The 14,365-nt window shown below is 63.7% G+C and carries 15 protein-coding genes; 9 read left to right on the top strand and 6 right to left on the bottom strand.

Features of this window, described 5'->3' with window-relative positions; all coding sequences use genetic code 11:
- Nucleotides 1-24: 24 nt before the first annotated feature.
- Genes CO670_RS21280 through CO670_RS21240 form a run of 9 tightly spaced genes read left to right on the top strand, consistent with a single transcriptional unit; the run spans nt 25 to nt 7,957 of the window.
- The gene (locus tag CO670_RS21280) at nt 25-1,224 is read left to right on the top strand and encodes an L-dopachrome tautomerase-related protein (RefSeq protein WP_097592076.1); all 1,200 of its coding nucleotides are present in this window, start codon (nt 25-27) and stop codon (nt 1,222-1,224) included.
- 50 nt (nt 1,225-1,274) lie between these two features.
- Nucleotides 1,275-1,787 carry a TRAP transporter small permease gene (locus CO670_RS21275; RefSeq protein WP_097592075.1) on the top strand — a complete coding sequence of 171 codons (513 nt, stop codon included), beginning with the start codon at nt 1,275-1,277 and terminating at the stop codon, nt 1,785-1,787.
- A complete protein-coding gene (locus CO670_RS21270) occupies nt 1,784-3,073 on the top strand; it encodes a TRAP transporter large permease (protein WP_020919910.1) in 1,290 nt (429 codons plus the stop codon). The genes CO670_RS21275 and CO670_RS21270 overlap by 4 nt, the downstream gene beginning before the upstream one ends.
- Before the next feature lie 30 nt (nt 3,074-3,103).
- A complete protein-coding gene (locus tag CO670_RS21265; protein WP_210202690.1) occupies nt 3,104-4,120 on the top strand; it encodes a DctP family TRAP transporter solute-binding subunit in 1,017 nt (338 codons plus the stop codon).
- 22 nt (nt 4,121-4,142) lie between these two features.
- Nucleotides 4,143-5,141 carry a C-terminal binding protein gene (locus CO670_RS21260; RefSeq protein WP_097592073.1) on the top strand — a complete coding sequence of 333 codons (999 nt, stop codon included), beginning with the start codon at nt 4,143-4,145 and terminating at the stop codon, nt 5,139-5,141.
- Nucleotides 5,142-5,161: 20 nt separating this feature from the next.
- Complete coding sequence (locus tag CO670_RS21255) at nt 5,162-5,812, top strand: RraA family protein (RefSeq protein WP_097592072.1); 651 nt, start codon at nt 5,162-5,164, stop codon at nt 5,810-5,812.
- A 4-nt stretch (nt 5,813-5,816) separates the two neighbouring features.
- A complete protein-coding gene (locus tag CO670_RS21250) occupies nt 5,817-6,752 on the top strand; it encodes a sugar kinase (RefSeq protein WP_097592071.1) in 936 nt (311 codons plus the stop codon).
- Entirely contained in the window at nt 6,749-7,453 is a 705-nt protein-coding gene (locus tag CO670_RS21245) for an SDR family oxidoreductase (RefSeq protein WP_097592070.1), read from the top strand. The genes CO670_RS21250 and CO670_RS21245 overlap by 4 nt, the downstream gene beginning before the upstream one ends.
- Nucleotides 7,454-7,468: 15 nt before the next feature.
- Nucleotides 7,469-7,957 carry a 2,4'-dihydroxyacetophenone dioxygenase family protein gene (locus tag CO670_RS21240; protein WP_097592069.1) on the top strand — a complete coding sequence of 163 codons (489 nt, stop codon included), beginning with the start codon at nt 7,469-7,471 and terminating at the stop codon, nt 7,955-7,957.
- A gap of 68 nt (nt 7,958-8,025) precedes the next feature.
- Here the strand turns inward: CO670_RS21240 and CO670_RS21235 are convergent, their stop codons facing one another.
- The 6 genes from CO670_RS21235 to denD form a co-directional block, all read right to left on the bottom strand.
- Complete coding sequence (locus CO670_RS21235) at nt 8,026-8,925, bottom strand: carbohydrate ABC transporter permease (RefSeq protein WP_077989855.1); 900 nt, start codon at nt 8,923-8,925, stop codon at nt 8,026-8,028.
- 10 nt (nt 8,926-8,935) lie between these two features.
- Nucleotides 8,936-9,862 (bottom strand): sugar ABC transporter permease, encoded by a 927-nt coding sequence (locus CO670_RS21230; protein WP_097592068.1) that lies wholly within the window; start codon nt 9,860-9,862, stop codon nt 8,936-8,938.
- An 82-nt stretch (nt 9,863-9,944) separates the two neighbouring features.
- Nucleotides 9,945-11,249 carry an ABC transporter substrate-binding protein gene (locus CO670_RS21225; protein WP_097592067.1) on the bottom strand — a complete coding sequence of 435 codons (1,305 nt, stop codon included), beginning with the start codon at nt 11,247-11,249 and terminating at the stop codon, nt 9,945-9,947.
- A 158-nt stretch (nt 11,250-11,407) separates the two neighbouring features.
- Nucleotides 11,408-12,475 carry a sn-glycerol-3-phosphate ABC transporter ATP-binding protein UgpC gene (gene ugpC, locus CO670_RS21220; RefSeq protein WP_097592066.1) on the bottom strand — a complete coding sequence of 356 codons (1,068 nt, stop codon included), beginning with the start codon at nt 12,473-12,475 and terminating at the stop codon, nt 11,408-11,410.
- 76 nt (nt 12,476-12,551) lie between these two features.
- A complete protein-coding gene (locus CO670_RS21215) occupies nt 12,552-13,325 on the bottom strand; it encodes an SDR family oxidoreductase (protein WP_097592065.1) in 774 nt (257 codons plus the stop codon).
- Nucleotides 13,322-14,308 (bottom strand): D-erythronate dehydrogenase, encoded by a 987-nt coding sequence (denD, locus tag CO670_RS21210; RefSeq protein ID WP_097592064.1) that lies wholly within the window; start codon nt 14,306-14,308, stop codon nt 13,322-13,324. Before denD ends, CO670_RS21215 begins: the two co-directional genes overlap by 4 nt.
- Nucleotides 14,309-14,365: the final 57 nt, after the last annotated feature.

Genomic DNA, 14,365 nt, shown 5'->3' with positions numbered 1-14,365 from the left:
CGCCGTTTGGGAGGACGACCTGATATGAGACATATTGGATTGACGATTGCCGCCGTGCTGGCCGGCATGATGATTGCGGGTGGCGCGCGCGCCGACGACAAGGGCGTGGAGCCCGTCGCGCGTTGGGCAAGCCTGCCTTACAAGATCAAGAACGAGGAAGCCGCCGCTAAGTGGAAGGCAAGCCCGCTCTTCGGCAAGACCCTGGTGCAGGGCCTGAAATTCGATTCCGCCGGCAATATGTATGTGACGACGGCGCGCTGGGGCGGCGCCGATACGCCGGCCACCGTGTCGAAACTCGTCAAGACAGGCGAAACCTATGAACTTGAGGCCTTTCCGTCGGAGGAGCTCAATGCCGTCGCCAATCCCGACGGCCTGAAGGCCGTGCTCGGTTTCGAGGTCGACGAGAACGACGTCATGTGGCTTCTCGACCAGGGTCACGTCGCCGGCAAGCCTTCGGGTGCGAAGGACGAAAAGCTCGTCCTCTGGGACATCAAGGCCAACAAGGAAATCCAGCGGCTCGAATTCGGCCCCGAGGTCTCGGACAAGAAGTGCTCCTTCCTGAACGACGTCGTCGTCGATAACGAGGCGGGCTTCGCCTATATCACGGATAGCGGCATCTTCTCCGATCCGCTCTGCGGCGGCCTCATCGTCTACGACCGCAAGGCCAACGCGGCCCGCCGCGTATTGCACGCCACCAAATTCACCAATGACGAGCCCAATTTCAGCTTCGCCATCGATGGCCGCCAGGTGCTGAAGAACGGCCGCATGCGCACCGGCGCAGACGGTATCGCGCTCTCCGGCGACAAGAAGTCGCTCTACTGGACCAACCTGACCGGCAATACGCTCTACTCCCTGCCCACCGCATTGCTGCGCGATCCGAAAGTCTCGGAAGCCGAGCTCGAAGCCGCCATCCGTGTCGAAGCGGTCCTGCCCTCCAACACCGATGGTCTCACCGCGGACAAGGACGGCAACGTCTATCTCACCGCGCTGCAGCTCAACGGCGTGCTCAAGTGGGATCCGGCGTCCCGGCGGCTGACTGAGATCGCCTACCATCCCGAAATGGCCTGGCCGGATACGCTCGCCTGGGCTCCGGACGGCACGCTTCATGCCATCTCCAACCACCTGAATCTCTGGGTGGACGGCGACATGAACTTCAAGGACCCCGCCGTTCCGAACTTCACCATCTGGCGCCTGTCGGTGAAGGCCGAACCCTATCTCAACTGACGCAGCGCGCGGAGTGCCGCACGCCTGCGGCACTCCGCCGGAGATATCTCATGCTCTTGAAATTCGAACAGGCCTTCATCCGGGCCAACCAGTTTGCCGTCGGCGGACTTCTCTTGGTCATGGCGGTGCTGGTCTTTGCCAATGTGGTGCTGCGCTATCTGGCCGGCATGTCGCTGCCTTGGGTCGAGGAAATCACCCGCTACATGATGATCTGGGTCGCCTGGCTCGCCGTCGGCCTCGCCATGCGCGAAGGCGCCCATATCGCCATCGACAATTTTCAGAATGCGCTGCCGGCGCGCTGGGGCCATGCGCTGCGCGTCTTCGTGCTGGCGTCCATCCTCGCCTTCTTCGCCGCCGTCGCCTGGTTCGGCTTCCAGTATTCGCTGTTTGCATGGCGGCAGGAAAGCGCGGTTCTCAGGCTTTCGCTCGGCGCCGTCTATCTCGCCATTCCGATCGGCTCGGTGCTGATGCTCGTCCATACGCTGATGATCGCACGCCAGATGGTCGCGCACCGGACGACCGCCGAAGATCAGGCCAAGGCCGCAGAGTTCAGCGTCATATGAGTGCCGTCCTGATCATCTCCTTTCTGGTGACGCTCGTCATCGGCGTGCCGATCGCCATCACGCTCGGCCTGTCCACGCTCGCCGCCGTTCTCTATGACGGCCGCTTCCCGGCCATGGTCATTCCCCAGCGCTTCTTCGCCGGGCTCGACAGTTTCCCGCTTCTGGCCATTCCGTTCTTCCTGCTCTCGGCGGAACTGATGAGCGGCGGCAGGCTGACCGATGTGCTGCTGCGCTTCGCATCGGCCTGCGTCGGGCACATGCGCGGCGGTCTCGGACATGCCAATATTCTGACAATGACCTTTTTCTCGGGCATCAGCGGTTCGGCGCTGGCGGATGCGGCGGGTCCCGGCTCGATCATCGCCAAGATGATGCGCGAAACCGGCTATAGCCCCGGTTACGCCGCGGCCATGACGGCATCGGCCGCGATCGTCGGCCCGATCATTCCGCCCTCGATCATCATGGTCATCTATGCCCTGACCGACAACAGCGTCAGCGTCACCGGGCTGTTTCTCGCCGGCATCGTTCCCGGTATCATGATCAGCTCCGCGCTTCTGGCGGTAAACTACTGGATTTCGGTCCGGCGCGACTATCGCAGCTTCGAGGCGCGCCCATCCTGGGCGGAATTCGCCGTCATCACCTGGCGCGCGCTTCCGGCCCTGCTCCTGCCGCTTATCATTCTCGGCGGCATCCATTCCGGCGCCTTTACGCCGACGGAAGCGTCCGCAGTCGCGGTCTTCTATGCCTGGATCGCCGGCCGGTTCGTCTATCGCACGCTGACGCTCGACAAGATCCCGGCGATCCTGGTCCGCACCGCGATCATGACGGCTTCAGTGATGCTGATCATCTCGACCTCCGATGCCTTCGCCTGGGCGCTGACCGTGCTGCAGATCCCGCAGGCGATTTCCGAGTTCATCGTTTCGCTGGGCCTCGGCCCGATCGGCTTCCTGATCGCCGTCAATATTTTCCTGCTGCTGTTCGGCATCTTCATGGAGCCCCTGCCCGGCGTGATGATCTTGGTGCCGATCCTGGCGCCGGTCGCCGATGCGATGGATATCAACTCCCTGCAATTCGCCATGGTCGTCATCCTCAACCTCACGCTCGGCATGATCACGCCGCCCGTCGGAGGTCTCCTCTTCGTGACGTCGCTCGTCACCAAGGTGCCGATGAACGCCCTGGTCCGTGAACTCTGGCCCCTGCTTGGGGCGGAGATCGTCGTGCTCGCCCTGCTCACCTTCGTGCCGGGCTTCAGCACGTGGCTGCCGAATGCCTTCGGCTACCTGCGTTAAAACCATCGCCATCATTGAGGAGGAATGAAAATGGTTCGAAATCTGACTTCATGGCTTGCGGCGGCAGCCGTCGCGCTGAGTGCGACGACGGCGATGGCCGCGCCCAAAGTGCTGAAATACGAGCACTTCCAGCCGGGCCGCGAGGACCAGCCCAAGCACAAGGCGGCGCTCGCCTTCGAAGCCTGCGTGGAAAAGGCGACGTCCGGTTCGATCGACGTGCAGATCTTCCCGGCCGGCCAGCTCGGAAACGCCACAGCGGCGCTCGAAGGGCTCAAGCTCGGCTCGATCGAGATGGCGGTCGTCCACGACGGCGGCATATCGAGCGTCTATCCGACTTTCGACATCTTCGCCCTTCCCTATCTCTTCCCGGATCACGAGACCGCCTACAAGGTGCTCGACGGCCCGTTCGGCCAGGAATTCGCCGATGGCATGCTGAAGGCGACCGGTATCCGGCTGCTCGCCTATGCCGATAACGGCATCCGCCACTTCACCAATTCCAAGCACCCGATCAAGTCGCCCGACGATCTCAAGGGCCTGAAGATGCGCGTCCAGCCGGCGCCGGTCTTCATCAAGCTCATCGAGAGCCTCGGCGCCAGCCCCTCGGCGATCGACTGGGGTGAACTGCCAGCAGCGCTGTCGCAGGGCGCGGTGGACGGCCAGGAGAACGGCACCACCAACATCATGGCGGCGAGCCTCTACCAGAGCCAGAAATACGCAACGCTCGACGGGCACGTCTACAGCCTGCACGCCTATCTGATCAGCGACGTCTTCTATCAGGGCCTGACCGATGTCGAGAAGAAGGCGGTCGACAGCTGTGTGGTCGAGGCCCGCACCATCCATCGCGACATGACCCGCGCCCAGGATCTCGCGGCCGAAAAGACCCTCTCCGGCGTCGGCTTGGAAGTCTATGTCCCGACGGCTGCCGAAATCGATGCGTTCCGCAAGCTCGCCCAGCCCGCGGTGCGCGCGCATCTCGAACAGGCTGTCGGCGCCGAGTGGGTGGATAAGCTCGTCAAGGCCGAAGAAGAAGCAGCCAAGAGCCAGTGAAGGTGAGAGCGTGAACACGTCCATGACATCGCAGCATCGGCAGCAGCCCCTCGTCGTCATTCTCGACGAGGGTTATGGCGGAACCGAAATCGAAGAGGCCGTGCTTGCATCCTTCGATGCGCGCGTTGTCGAGAGACCGTGCCATGGGCGCGCCGCAGAGGTGCGGCGCGCCGTGATCGGGGCCGATGCCGTGCTTGTGCGCGAAAGCCCCGTCGATGCCGAGGCGATCGCGGCGATGCCGGCATGCCGGGCGATCGTCCGCTATGGCGTCGGCGTCGACAATATCGACCGCGCGACGGCCGCCGCGCGCGGCATCTATGTCGCCAACGTGCCGGATTACGGGGTCGAGGAAGTCAGCGACCACGCGCTTGCCCTGCTCTTCGCAGTCGCCCGCCGGGTCGTATCGCGGGACCGGGCGGTGCGCAGGGGCGTGTGGAACGTCGCCCGGACGGAACCCATGTACAGGCTTCGCGGCGGCACGCTCGGGCTCATCGGCTATGGCCGCATCGCCAGCGCCTTTCATCGCAAGGCGCGCGCGCTTGGCTATGGCAGGACGCTCGTCTTCGATCCCTTTCTGAAGGCGGCACCTGACGGCATCGAACTCAGCAGCCTGGAAACGCTCTGCACCGATGCGGACGTCATCTCGCTCCACGCGCCGCTGACCGCCGATACCCACCACATCATCCGCCGGGAGCGCCTCGCGCTGATGAAGCCGAACGCTATCCTCATCAACACGTCGCGCGGCGGCCTCGTCGATACGGCAGCACTTCATCAGGCGCTCGCCGAGCAGCGGATATTCGGCGCCGGCCTCGATGTCTTCGAGGAGGAGCCGCCGCCGCCCGACACCCCGCTTCTCAGCCTCCAGAACGTGGTCGTGAGCGACCATACCGGCTGGTATTCCGAGGAATCCGTGCGCGACCTCCGCCGCAAGGCGAGCGAGGAAATCGCCCGCATCTTCAACGACGAAAAGCCCCTCAACTGGGTCAACCGCTGGGACGACGCGCCCGCGCTCAATCCATAGAACCGAACAGGAGAATAAGCATGACCTTGGACGAACTGATCGCCGGCTTCCGCAGAGTGGCGACGGCATCCGTCGCCGACGCGGTGGACAAGATTGCCGGCAAGACCGGCTTCATGGACGAGACGGTCAAGCCGCGCATCAACGACAGGAAGATCGTCGGCCCGGCCGTGACGATCCTCGAAGGACCGACCGACGAATTCCTGCCGCCGCAGCATGCGCTCGACGCGATCGACCAGAGCGCCCCCGGCAGCGTCATCTGCATCGCCATCAGCGGTGAGAAGAACGTCGCCGTCTGGGGCGGGCTGATGACCGCCGGCGCCGTTGCCAACAAGCATGAGGGCGCCGTGCTCGACGGCGGCGTGCGGGATATCACCGAAATCCGCCGCGACTACGATTTCCCGGTCTTCTCCCGCTCGGTTTCGCCGGGAACGACGCTCGGCAGGTTCCGCACCTATTCCGCCAACGAGCCGGTGATGATCGGCGGCGTCATCGTCCATGCGGGAGATATCATCGTCGCCGATGTCGACGGCGTCGTCGTCGTGCCGCGCGAGCATGCCGAAGCCGTGCTGTTGATGTCCACGGAAATCGACGACCGGGAGCTCGAGCAGGCCAAGCTGATCATCGAGGCGGGATCGCTGCGGGAAGGGCTGGCGAAATACGGGCGGATCTGAGGACATGAAACTCGATATCGTTGCACTCGGCGAACCGCTGATCGAATTCAACCAGGCCAAGGGTCAGGAAAACGGCGCCGACTATAGGCTCGGGCACGGCGGCGACACCTCCAACGCCGCCATCGCCGCAGCCCGGCAAGGCGCCCGCGTCGGCTACCTGACGGCCCTGGGCGCAGATGCTTTCGGCGACGCCTTCATGGAGCTGTGGACGCGGGAGAATGTCGATGCAAGCCGGATTGTCCGCGATCCCTCGGCTCATACCGGCGTCTATTTCGTCACGCACGGCCCGAAAGGGCATGTCTTCAGCTATTTGAGGGCAGGCTCGGCGGCAAGCCGGATGGCGCCCGAGGCGTTGCCGCTCGATTATATCGGCTCGGCCGGATACCTGCATGTCTCCGGCATCAGCCAGGCGATCAGCGCGACCGCGACCGATACCGTCTTTGCGGCGATCGCGGCAGCCTCCAAGGCCGGCGTCAAAGTCTCCTACGACACCAATCTGCGCCTGAAGCTTTGGCCGCTCGACCGCGCCCGCGCGATCGTGCATGCGACCATTCCGCTTTGCGACGTCATTCTCCCGAGTCTGGAGGATGCGACCGCGCTGACCGGCCTTGACGACCCGGATGCCATCGTGGATTTTTACCTGCAACTCGGCACGCCGCTCGTCGTGCTAAAGATGGGCGCCGATGGCGCGCTCGTCGCGACGCCAAGCGAACGCATCCGCATCCCAGGCCGGAAAGTGCAGACGGTTGACGCCACCGGTGCCGGCGATACGTTCGATGGGGCGTTTCTTTCGATGCTGGCGCGCGATGCGAGCCCGGTCGAGGCCGCACGATATGCCAATGCGGCCGCCGCGCTTTCCACGAAGGGTTATGGCGCCGTGGCGCCCATTCCCGTGAGAGAAAAGGTTCTGGCGTTCCTGAGCGGAGAGGCTGACGGATGAAACACGCACTGGTGACGGGCGGCGGACGCGGCATCGGGCTAGCGGCAGCTCTGGCGCTTTGTGACGCCGGCTATCGGGTGACGGCGACGGGGATCGACGCCGCCGAAATCGAGGCCATGCCGAAGCGGGAAGGTCTTGCCGGCGCCGTGCTCGACGTGCGCGACCAGGCCGCCGTCGACAGGCTGGTCGGTTCCTTCGACAGGCTCGATGCGGTCGTCAACTGCGCCGGCCTCATCCGGCGTGGCGGCGCGGAATTCGATCCCGCCACCTTCTCCGAGGTGATCGACGTCAATCTCTCCGGCACCATGCGGGTCTGCGTCGCGGCCAAGCCGCTGCTGGCGCGAGAGGGTGGCGCGATCGTCAATACCGCCTCCATGCTGTCCTTCTTCGGCGGACCTGCCGTGCCTGGCTACACCGCCAGCAAGGGCGGCATCGCGCAGCTCACCAAATCGCTGGCCGTTGCCTGGGCGGCGGACAATATCAGGGTCAATGCGGTGGCGCCCGGCTGGATCGCCACCGAGCTGACCCGTCCCCTCTACGAAGACGCAAGCCGCGCCGAGCCCATCCTGCAGCGCACGCCGATGCGCCGCTGGGGAAGACCGGAGGACGTCGCCGGCCCGATCGTCTTCCTGTGCTCCGAAGCGGCCGGCTTCATGACCGGCGCCATCCTGCCGGTCGATGGCGGCTATGCCGCAGCCTGAAAAGAGAGAGGTTCCATGGCCTATCAATCTGTCCACCCGATGTCGCCGCCCGAGATCGTCGTCGCGGCGGTTCCCGAAGATGAACGGATCTGGGTTCCGCAGGCGCCCGATGTCTGGTTCCGCCCGCTGATGCTGAACACGCTGCAGGGCGGCTGGTGCAATCTCCTGCGGGTGCGGCGCGCCGGTATCCTCAGCCGTCACCGCCACCCCGGACCTGTCCACGGCTATGTCATCAAGGGCCGCTGGCGCTACCTCGAACATGACTGGACCGCTACCGAAGGATCCTACGTCTTCGAGCCGCCCGGCGAGACCCATACGCTGACCGTGCCTGACGATGTCGAGGAGATGATCACCTTCTTCAACATTTCGGGCTGCATGTACTATGTCGACGAAAACGGCGAGCACACCGGCTTCGAAGATGTCTTCACCAAGATCGACATGTGCGCCGCCCATTATCAGAAGGTCGGCCTCGGCGCCGATTTCGTGAAGCAGTTCGTCCGATAGAGCCGAACTGATCAGCATTTCGCGGCGGGGATGAAAACCACATCACCCGGCCGCGGAAACGGTTACAGCTACTCCTTCACCGCGCCCGTCATCGACGACACGTAATAGTCGACGAAGAAGGAATAGAGGATGACCACAGGCAGCGAGCCGAACAGCGCGCCCGCCATCAGCGATCCCCATTCGAATACGTCGCCGCGCACCAGCTCGGTCAGCACGCCGACCGGGATGGTCTTGTTCTCCGAGGACTGGATGAAGGTCAGCGCGTAGATGAATTCGTTCCAGGAGAGCGTGAAGGCGAAGATGCCGGCCGAGATCAGGCCCGGTACCGCAAGCGGCAGGATGATCTTGACGAGGATCTGCCAGCGGTTGGCGCCGTCCACCAGCGCGCTCTCCTCCAGCTCGAACGGGATCGAGCGGAAATAGCCCATCAGCAGCCAGGTGCAGAAGGGAATGAGGAAGGTCGGATAGGTGAAGATCAGCGCCAGGCGCGAATCGTAGATCCCGAGCTTGAAGACGATGAAGGCGAGCGGGATGAAGAGGATCGACGGCGGAATGAGATAGGCGAGGAAGATGACGAGGCCGATCTGCCGCGAGCCGGTGAAGCGCACGCGCTCGATCGCATAGGCGCCGAACACCGAGGCGACCAGCGACAGCGCTGTCGAGCCGACGGCCACCAGCATCGTATTCCACAGCCAGCCCGGATAGGAGGTTTCCAGGAAGAGGTATTTGATGTGGTCGAACGTCGGCCCGACCACCCAGAACGGGCTGTAATTGTTGTAGTCCGTCAGCTGCTCGTTCGGCTTCACCGCGGTGATCGCCATCCAGTAGAAGGGAAAGAGCAGCACGAAGACGAAGACCGCCATCGGCAAATAGAGCATCACCACGCGCCGCGGCAGGCGGTTCAGATAGCTCATGCCCTCGGCATTGTCGGTCAGGACCTCATCGGCCGTTTTGAGATTGGTCGACATTCGTTTCTCCTTAATCCTGGCCGCCCTGCTGCCATTTGCGGCGCTGCAGACCGAAGAAGCTGAACATGATGGCGCCGAGCAGGAAGGGCACCATGGCGACGGCGATGGCCGCCCCCTCGCCGAGCTGCCCGCCCGGAATGCCGCGCTGGAACGAGAGCGTGGCCATCAGATGGGTGGCGTTGACCGGCCCGCCCTTGGTCAGCACGTAGATCAGCTGGAAATCCGTGAAGGTGAAGAGCACCGAGAAGGTCATGACGACGGCGATGATCGGCGTCAGCATCGGCAGCGTCACATAGCGGAAGCGCTGCCAGCTGGTCGCACCGTCGAGCGAGGCCGCTTCCTGCAGCGAGGCCGGGATGGTCTGCAGGCCGGCGAGCAGCGAGATCGCCACGAAGGGAATGCCGCGCCAGACATTGGCGACGATGACCGATATGCGCGCATTTGTGGGGTCGCCGAGGAAGTTGATCGGCGCGTCGATCAGGCCGAGCTTCATCAGCGACCAGGAAACGATCGAGAACTGGGAATCGTAAATCCACCAGAAGGCCAGCGCCGAAAGCACTGTTGGTACCACCCAGGGCAAAAGCACGATCGCCCGGAAGAAGGATTTGAACGGAAGGTGCTGGTTCAGAAGCAGCGCCAGCCAGAGGCCGAGCGCGAATTTCAGCACCGAGGCGACCAGCGTGTAGAGGATGGTGTTGAAGACCGACAGCCAGAAAACCGCGTCATCGGCCAGGAACTGATAGTTCTCCAAGCCGATGAAGATGCCGTCCCGGCCGATCCGCGTATCGGTAAAGCCAAGCCAGACCCCGAGCCCGAGGGGATAAGTCAGGAAGCAGACGAGAAACACGGCCGCCGGCAGCATGAAGAGAAAGCCGAGCACATTGTTGTTCTGCAGGAGCGAGGGGCCGCGCGTATCCCCGGATTTCAAGGTCGACATTGCTGGTCTCCAGATTGCATTCAGTCCTTGAGGACGATGCGGCATGCCGGATATCAGGCATGCCGCAAGCCTCGGCTCCGGATCAGACGCGATAGTAGCGGTTCGCCCGGCGTTCGGCTTCCTTCATCGCGTCTTCCGGCGACTTCTGGCCGGTGACGGCGGCGGCGTACATGTCGACCAGCACATAGTCGGCCATGGTTGCCGCCGAGGCGTAGCCGAGCGGGCCGGCATAACCGTTCGGGCGCAGCTTTTCCGAGGCGCGCGCATAGGGCGCGTGAACAGGATCGGCAGTCCAGATCGGGTTCTTGGCGAAGGCCTTGAGCGGCTGGCAGCAATAGGCGCTGGAGCCCTGGATCCAGGCATTCATCTGGTCCGCCTCCATCATGAACTTGATGTAGGCCTTGGCCGCTTCCGGATATTTGCTGTGCTTGAAGAGCAGCAGTGAGCTCGTCTGGAAGAGCTCGACGCTCTTGCCGACCGGTCCGATCGGGAAGTTCGTCGTGCGCATGTCCTTGGCGATCTCGGCGAGCTTCGGATCGTTCTTCGCCGTGTAATAGACCGAGACGCCGTTGGCGATCAGCGATACCTGGCCGGCCAGGAAGGCGCGGTTGTTGTTGACGTCCTGCCAGCTTTCGGTGCCCGGAATGAAGGTCGCGTAGAGCTCCTTGGCATAGTTGATCGACGCCAGCGTCTCCGGGCTGTTGATCGTCACCGTGCCGCTTTCGTCGACCATCTTGCCGCCATGGCTCCAGAGCAGCCAATGGGCGTAATTGTTGCCGTCGCCGACCGCCTTGCCGTGCGGGAAGCCGGCGGGCGTGCCCTTTGCCTTCATCGCCTTGCAAAGCTCGAGGAATCCAGCGGTATCGTTCGGGAATTCGTTGAAGCCGGCGGCCTTCACATGGCTGTCGCGATAGACGACGGCATTGCCGATCGCCGTCAGCGGCATGGCGATGAAGGTGTCGCCGCGGGTGGCATAGCCCTTCACGCCATCGTACCAGCCCTCATACTTGTTGCCGAGATAATTGCCGAGTTCGGTGAGATCGACCAGCTTGTCGGGATATTGATGCGCGTCGTCGAACCAGCACATGATGAGATCGGGGCCGGAGCCGACATTGGCGGCAACGGCGGCCTTCGGACGGATGTCCTCCCAGCTCTCCTTGTCGATGCGCACTTCCACGCCTGTGGCTTCGGTGAATTTCTTGGTATTGGCGATCCACGCATCCTCATCGCCCTTCACGAACGGCGTCCAACGCAGCAGCCTGAGGCTTGCGCCGCTTTCCGGCGTGTAGGTCGGTTCGGCCTGCGCAAAGGATGGCTTGATGCCAAGGCCGGCGACACCGGCAACGGCTGCCGATGCGGCAAGAAATTCACGTCTCTTGATCGTCATGAGATTCCTCCTCATTGAAACAGCGGGAGCAATTCTCCGGCGTCCACCTCCCGCTGGTGAACGGCGGCCTGGCATTTCCGGGAGAGCAGGCTCCGGGGAACGCTTGCGCTCCGGCGGTCGGGAAGACTCCTCCTCTTCCGTGCGGCCGCCGGATGGCATCAGTCGGTCAATCTCCTGCCGCCCTCGGCATCGAAGAGATGAACATGCTTGGCGTCGATCGCCACGCGGATGGCCTCGCCCGGGCGGGCATCGACACGCTCGCGGAAGACGCAGCTGACCTCGCTGCCGCCGAGGCGGACGGTCAGATGCGTCTCATAGCCGGTCGGCTCGATCACCACGATTTCGGCCGGCAGGCCGTTCGGATCGAGCGAGATATATTCGGGCCGCAGCCCGTAGACGAGGTCGCGGCCCACAGCACTTGCCGGCGGATTGGCGACCGGCAGCCGCGTGCCGTTGGCCGCGACGAATTGCGTGGCATTTTCGGGATCGAGCCTGCCATGGATCATGTTCATCGCCGGCGAGCCGATGAAGCCGCCGACGAAGAGATTGGCGGGGCGGTCGTAGAGTTCGAGCGGCGAACCGATCTGCTCGACGATGCCGTCATGCATGACGACGATCTTGTCGGCCATCGTCATTGCCTCGATCTGGTCATGGGTGACGTAGACCGTCGTCGTCTTCAGTCGCTGATGCAGTTCCTTGATCTCGGCGCGCATGGCGACGCGCAGTTTCGCATCGAGGTTGGAAAGCGGCTCGTCGAACAGGAAGACCTCGGGATTGCGCACGATGGCGCGGCCCATGGCGACGCGCTGGCGCTGGCCGCCGGAAAGCTGGCGCGGATAGCGGTCGAGCAGCTTGTCGAGGCCGAGGATGCCCGCGGCATATTTCACCCGCTTTTCGGCTTCCGCTTTCGGTGCCTTGTTGAGCATGAGCGAAAAGCCCATGTTCTGCTCCACCGTCATATGCGGATAGAGCGCATAATTCTGGAACACCATGGCAATGTCGCGGTCCTTCGGCGGCAGCGTGTTGACGACGCGCCCGCCGATCTTGATCTCGCCGCCGGAAATGTTCTCGAGCCCGGCCAGCATCCTCAGAAGCGTGGATTTGCCGCAGCCCGAGGGGCCGACGAGGATGACGAATTCCCCATCGGCGATATCGATGTCCACCCCCTTGATGACGGGATGCGCGCCGAATGATTTCCGGACATCCGCGAATTGAACGTTTGCCATACTCCCTCCTCCCAGATCATGAGCATTACGCAAGCACTGTATCTATGTCGTTTTCGTCAGGCTGCAGCCCGCCGTCTCACCCTCGCCCGACGAAGGGCATTTTCGTCGCCATGACGGTCATGGTCAGCACGTTGGCGCCGAGCGGCAGGCCCGCCATGTAGACGACCGCATCGGCAATATGGGCCGGGTCGATCGTCGCTTCCGCGGCGATGCTGCCGTTTGCCTGCAGCACCCCGGCCGCGATCCTCGTCGTCATGTCGCTTGCGGCATTGCCGATATCGATCTGGCCGCAGGCGATGTCGAATTCGCGCCCGTCGAGAGCGGTGGATTTGGTCAGCCCCGTGATGGCGTGCTTCGTCGCCGTGTAAGGCGCGGAATTCGGACGCGGCGTCGTGGCGGAGACCGAGCCGTTGTTGATGATGCGCCCGCCGCGCGGGCTCTGGCTCTTCATCAGCCGGAAGGCCTGCTGGGTGCAGAGAAAGGCGCCGGTGAGATTGGCGGCGACGATGGCGTTCCACTGCTCGAAGGAAACCTCTTCCAGCGCCACACCAGGCACGGTGACGCCGGCATTGTTGACCAGGAGATCGAGCCGTCCGTATTTTTCCGCAATCGCATCGAAGAGCGCGCGAACGGAGTCCGGATTGCCGACATCGGCAGGAACCGCGAAGAACTCCGCGCCCGTCTCTTCGCCAAGCTCGCTCGCCGCCTTTTCAAGCACCTCGGCCCGCCGCCCCGAAATGACGACCTTGTAGCCGGCTCTGCCGAGCGCTCTCGACATGGCGCGGCCGACGCCGGTGCCGCCGCCGGTCACAAGCGCGATCTTCGATTCTCCGCTGGCCGCCGAACTCATGCGATCCTCCCGCCGAGTTCATCCTCGATATGAACTTTCAGGATCTCGTCGAAGCTCGTCTCCGCCTTGAAGCCGAGCGAAGACGCTCTCTCCGCATCGAACTGCGTCGGCCAGCCGGCGACGATGCGTTCGATTACGGGATCGGGCACGCGTTTGATGAGCGCGACCGCCTTGTCGCCGGCCACGCGGCGCAGGGCTTCGATCTCTTCGGAGACCAGCGCGGAAAGGCCAGGCATGGTGAGGTTGCGCCGTGCGCCGATCCTTGCCGTATCGATCGTCGCGGCATGGACGAAGAAGCCGACGGCTGCGCGCGGGCTCGCGAACCAGTGCCGCACACTGTCGCTGACCGGCAGGATGGCTTCCTTGCCGACCAGCGGCTCGCGCAGGATGTTGGAAAAGAAACCGGAGGCCGCCTTGTTGGGCGTGCCCGGACGCACGCAGATGGTCGGCAGCCGGATGCCGATGCCGTCGAAAATGCCGCGGCGGGAATAGTCGGCGAGCAGCAGTTCGGCGATCGCCTTCTGGGTGCCGTAGCTCGTCAGCGGCGTGGCGAAGAATTCGTCCGGAATAACCTCCGGGAACGGCGTTCCGAAGACGGCGATCGACGAGGCGAAGACGAGGCGCGGCACATAGGCGCTCGTCAGGCCGGCCTGGCGGATCGCATCGAACAGCGCGCGCGTGCCGTCGAGATTGACGGCGTAACCTTTGTCGAAATCCGCTTCCGCCTCTCCCGAGACGATGGCGGCGAGATGGAAGATCAGGTCCGGCCGCCCTTCGATCAACCTGTCGGCCGCGCCGGCGCCGGCAAGATCGACCGTCAGCGCCGTCGACACGGGCCGCAGCGTTTCCGGCACCGGCGGCTCAAAGGCATCCGCCAGCGTCAGGCGGGTGACGGGCCGGCCGAAAGCCAGCGGCTCGCGCGCGATCTTCTCGACCAGCTTGCGGCCGACCATGCCCGCCGCGCCCAAAATCATCACATGCATATCGGCTCTTCCTCCCGTCGGCCGGTGTCGTCAGTCAAGTTCGCGCCGCTCGTCGCA

This window comes from Rhizobium sp. J15 (assembly GCF_002531825.1).
Taxonomy (GTDB): domain Bacteria; phylum Pseudomonadota; class Alphaproteobacteria; order Rhizobiales; family Rhizobiaceae; genus Rhizobium.
Note: the sequence above shows the minus strand (reverse complement) of the source record. Positions and strands in the feature narration are given on the sequence as shown.

What these genes read in the sequence shown, in the direction of transcription:
- CO670_RS21270 (WP_020919910.1), top strand. Translation starts at nt 1,784, where the DNA reads ATGAGTGCCGTCCTGATCATCTCCTTTCTGGTGACGCTCGTCATCGGC.
- ugpC (WP_097592066.1), bottom strand. Translation starts at nt 12,475, where the DNA reads ATGGCAAACGTTCAATTCGCGGATGTCCGGAAATCATTCGGCGCGCAT.
- CO670_RS21245 (WP_097592070.1), top strand. Translation starts at nt 6,749, where the DNA reads ATGAAACACGCACTGGTGACGGGCGGCGGACGCGGCATCGGGCTAGCG.
- CO670_RS21260 (WP_097592073.1), top strand. Translation starts at nt 4,143, where the DNA reads ATGACATCGCAGCATCGGCAGCAGCCCCTCGTCGTCATTCTCGACGAG.
- CO670_RS21225 (WP_097592067.1), bottom strand. Translation starts at nt 11,249, where the DNA reads ATGACGATCAAGAGACGTGAATTTCTTGCCGCATCGGCAGCCGTTGCC.
- CO670_RS21280 (WP_097592076.1), top strand. Translation starts at nt 25, where the DNA reads ATGAGACATATTGGATTGACGATTGCCGCCGTGCTGGCCGGCATGATG.
- CO670_RS21275 (WP_097592075.1), top strand. Translation starts at nt 1,275, where the DNA reads ATGCTCTTGAAATTCGAACAGGCCTTCATCCGGGCCAACCAGTTTGCC.
- CO670_RS21240 (WP_097592069.1), top strand. Translation starts at nt 7,469, where the DNA reads ATGGCCTATCAATCTGTCCACCCGATGTCGCCGCCCGAGATCGTCGTC.
- CO670_RS21255 (WP_097592072.1), top strand. Translation starts at nt 5,162, where the DNA reads ATGACCTTGGACGAACTGATCGCCGGCTTCCGCAGAGTGGCGACGGCA.
- CO670_RS21215 (WP_097592065.1), bottom strand. Translation starts at nt 13,325, where the DNA reads ATGAGTTCGGCGGCCAGCGGAGAATCGAAGATCGCGCTTGTGACCGGC.
- CO670_RS21235 (WP_077989855.1), bottom strand. Translation starts at nt 8,925, where the DNA reads ATGTCGACCAATCTCAAAACGGCCGATGAGGTCCTGACCGACAATGCC.
- CO670_RS21230 (WP_097592068.1), bottom strand. Translation starts at nt 9,862, where the DNA reads ATGTCGACCTTGAAATCCGGGGATACGCGCGGCCCCTCGCTCCTGCAG.
- CO670_RS21265 (WP_210202690.1), top strand. Translation starts at nt 3,104, where the DNA reads ATGGTTCGAAATCTGACTTCATGGCTTGCGGCGGCAGCCGTCGCGCTG.
- CO670_RS21250 (WP_097592071.1), top strand. Translation starts at nt 5,817, where the DNA reads ATGAAACTCGATATCGTTGCACTCGGCGAACCGCTGATCGAATTCAAC.
- denD (WP_097592064.1), bottom strand. Translation starts at nt 14,308, where the DNA reads ATGCATGTGATGATTTTGGGCGCGGCGGGCATGGTCGGCCGCAAGCTG.